Origin of the sequence: Lactobacillus sp. HMSC08B12 (assembly GCF_001808415.1) — a bacterium.
Taxonomy (GTDB): Bacteria; Bacillota; Bacilli; order Lactobacillales; family Lactobacillaceae; genus Lactobacillus; species Lactobacillus delbrueckii.
Genome location: NZ_KV793164.1, coordinates 664 through 3694 on the forward strand (window position 1 = coordinate 664; position 3031 = coordinate 3694).

At 48.2% G+C, this 3031-nt stretch carries 3 protein-coding genes and 1 pseudogene; all 4 read right to left on the bottom strand.

Annotated elements, in window-relative coordinates; all coding sequences use genetic code 11:
* Window positions 1-507: ABC transporter substrate-binding protein (locus HMPREF3168_RS10690; RefSeq protein WP_246825687.1), on the bottom strand; the 507-nt coding region annotated here is incomplete at its 3' end.
* Window positions 508-784: 277 nt separating this feature from the next.
* A pseudogene (locus HMPREF3168_RS05530) lies at window positions 785-2005 on the bottom strand (peptide ABC transporter substrate-binding protein); the annotation flags it as partial.
* Complete coding sequence (locus tag HMPREF3168_RS10995; RefSeq protein ID WP_070488925.1) at window positions 1968-2129, bottom strand: peptide ABC transporter substrate-binding protein; 162 nt, start codon at window positions 2127-2129, stop codon at window positions 1968-1970. The pseudogene HMPREF3168_RS05530 and the gene HMPREF3168_RS10995, both read right to left, overlap by 38 nt.
* Window positions 2130-2328: 199 nt before the next feature.
* Window positions 2329-2979: an HD domain-containing protein gene (locus HMPREF3168_RS05540; RefSeq protein ID WP_070488928.1), complete on the bottom strand. Its 651-nt coding sequence runs from the start codon at window positions 2977-2979 to the stop codon at window positions 2329-2331.
* Window positions 2980-3031 lie beyond the last annotated feature (52 nt).

Consider the following 3031-nt stretch of genomic DNA (forward strand, 5'->3'; position numbering starts at 1 on the left):
CAGGGTGATAACCAGCTTGTACTTGCCAACGGCCTTGATCCCCAGAGTTTCAGGCTTCTTCTTGCCGGCTACGATCGCGTCAGCGTTCTTGATCCCGGAGAAGAGGTAGGAATATTGAGAAGCAGTCTTTGGGTCAACAGTTCTGCGCCATGAGTAGACGAAGTCCTTGGCAGTCAGTTCGCTGCCGTCGCTCCACTTGGACTTGCGCAGGGTGTAAGTGTAAGTCTTACCGTCCTTAGAAACCTTTTCGCTGGTTGCCAAAGCCTTTTCCAGCTTGGAGTTCTTGCCCAAACGGTACAAACCTTCCATAGTGTTTGACAACTGGTTGAAGGAAGTAGCGTCAGTGGCCTTGGACATGTCCATGGTTGGGATTTCAGAAGCAACCGTCCAGTTCAAAGTCTTCTTTGAAGAAGAGGATTCCTTACTGCTGTTGCTGCCACAGGCAGCCAAGAGAGCAGCTGATGCCAGCACAGTTGCACCAACGCTCAAAATCTTAGATAACTTCATCTTTTTTCTCCTTATAACACATATTTGTTTGGGCTGAAAAGATGGCCAACACAGCTTAAAGCCGTCCCTCAGCCAACATGATAAATTAATTATAATTCTAAGTTAGACTCTTTTCAAGGGCTAACTTAAAGAAAAATAAATTTTTGCCGAAAAATGAGCGAAAAATGACAAGAAAAAGATAAAAAAGAAGCGACCGTACGGTCGCTTCTTGTCAAATTCTTTTAATTTTGCTGTTATACCGCTACTTGCTGCTGGTGATGTAGGCGTTCTTGAAGTTCTAAGTCCCCCGGTTCTGGATGACGCCCTTGACGCTCGGCCGGATTAAAGACGCGGTCGTGCTGTAGTAAAGCGGAGCTACACCGGCATCCTTAAGCAGGATGTTTTCTGCCTTAGTCAGGTCGCTCCAGCGCTTGCTGGTTGAAGACGTGGTCTTGGAGTCAGCGATCAGCTTGTCATAAGTTGCGTTCTTCCACTTCCCGTTGTTTTCAGAATTGGTGGAAGTGAACAGGTCCAGGAAGGAGATCGGGTCGGCAAAGTCGGCGCTCCAGCCGGAGATGACAAGGTCAAAGTTGCCAGAAGTTGACCGGGAAAGACGGGTCTTGAACGGCAGGTTCTGGACGGTAACGCTGACCTTGCTGCTGAAGGTGGCTTCGATGTTGGACTGCAGCAGTTCCGCTGTCTTCTTGCCGGAGTCAGTGTCGTCAGCCAGGATCTTGAAGCTGAACTTGCTTACGCCCAATTGCTTTAAGCCCTTGTTGAGGTACTTAACCGCCTCGCTCTTCTTGGTTGAGGACGGGTAGAGGCTTTCAGCTGATGATGAAAGCAGATTGGTGTAGTCCTTGCCGTTGACATCGGTTAAGCCTGGCGGGGTCAGAGTATTGGCTGCCACGTTGTTGCCACCAAGTAATGAAACCAGCCCCTTCCGTTTGACGGCCAAAGAGATGGCTTTCCGGATGTTGGTGTTGGCCAGGTACTTGTTCTTGGCAATGTTCAACTGCATGTAGAAGGTTGCCCCCTGGTTCAAGGTGGTGTAGCCCTTGGTTGACTTCAGCTGCTTGGTTTGTGAGGAGTCCAGGCTGGTGTAGTCGAGCTTGCCGCTTTGGTAAAGGTTGTAAAAAGTTGATGGCGTCTTTTGCACACTCCAAGTGATCGTGTTCAGCTTGACGCTCTTCTTGTCCCAGTAGTACTTGTTCTTAACCATCTTCCAGGAAAGATTGGACCCGGTCCAGCCCTTTTGCACGAATGGACCGTTGTAGATCATGTACTTGGAAGCCGTACCGTATTTAGAGCCGTACTTCTTGACCGCCTTTTCAGACTGCGGGAAGAAAACCGCAAAGCCCATCAGCTTGTCAAAGTAAGGAATCCGCCGTTCCAAAGTGATAACCAGCTTGTACTTGCCGACAGCCTTGATCCCCAAGCTGTTGACTGACTTCTTGCCAGCTACGATGGCATCGGCATTTTTAATCCCGGAGAAAAGGTAAGAATACTGGGAAGCCGTCGACCGTCCAGTTCAAGGCCTTTCTGGTCGACTTGGAAGATGAGGAACTTGAGCCGCAGGCCGCCAGCATTAAAGCAGATAATGTTACCGCTGCTCCAGCTCCTAAAAATTTGGAAACTTTCATTGTGCTTCCTCCTTACTTGTCTATACTGATGATTGACTCACATGTCTAACCAAAAGTTTAATGTTTGTGTTAGAGAAAAGCGGGGATAGTTTCATTTGAAATCCATCTGTTATTTCCAGGATCAATTGGTATAGCAAGGATTATCGGCATTATTTAAATGTTTCTGTATTTTATTAAGAAGAGGTAAACTTCTTTAAATTTAATCTAAATCCCATTCATGCCTAAATTCCCGGACAAAATCCCGCATGTATTCTGTCCGCCGGCGGGCTTCTTTTTGGGCCGCCCGGCTGTTCATCAGCCCTTCCAGCTTAAAAAGCTTTTCATAAAAATGATTGATCGTAGTTTCTTCATGATTCCGGTATTGATCATGGCTGACCAGTTCCATCGGCGGGATTTCCGGATCGTAGATCTTGTCATCGTGCTTGCCGCTGTAAACGAAGGCCCGGGCAATCCCCATGGCCCCCAAAGACTCCAGCCGGTCGGCATCCTGGACGTACTCTCCTTCTAAAGAGAGCCGGTAGTGGCGGTCAATATTTTTGGAAAAAGACATGTGCTCGATCGCGAAAAAGACATTGTCCTGGTCGCTTGCGCTTAAGCCGGCAGCCGTAAAGACTTCCCGCAATTTGGCTAAAACTTCACTTGGGTTTGGGCAAACCTTCTCATCGATCGTGTCGTGGACAAAGCCCGCCGTATAAGCAATATCCCGGCTCTTTTGCCCAGCCTCCGGGTGATCCGCCAGCAGCATTCTTTCAGCCAAGACTGCCACCCGCTTGCCGTGGTAATAGTCATGCCCCGTTCTTTCTTCAGGCAGATTTTCTTTGACAAAATCCGCGATCAGTTTCCGTTCCATTTTTACCTCCATGTATGCTGTAATTACTTAAACTTCCCACTTACAAAAGTGG

Bases quoted from the DNA above. Each gene is read 5' to 3' on its own strand.
- HMPREF3168_RS05540 (WP_070488928.1), bottom strand. From the start codon at position 2,979: ATGGAACGGAAACTGATCGCGGATTTTGTCAAAGAAAATCTGCCTGAA.
- HMPREF3168_RS10995 (WP_070488925.1), bottom strand. From the start codon at position 2,129: ATGAAAGTTTCCAAATTTTTAGGAGCTGGAGCAGCGGTAACATTATCT.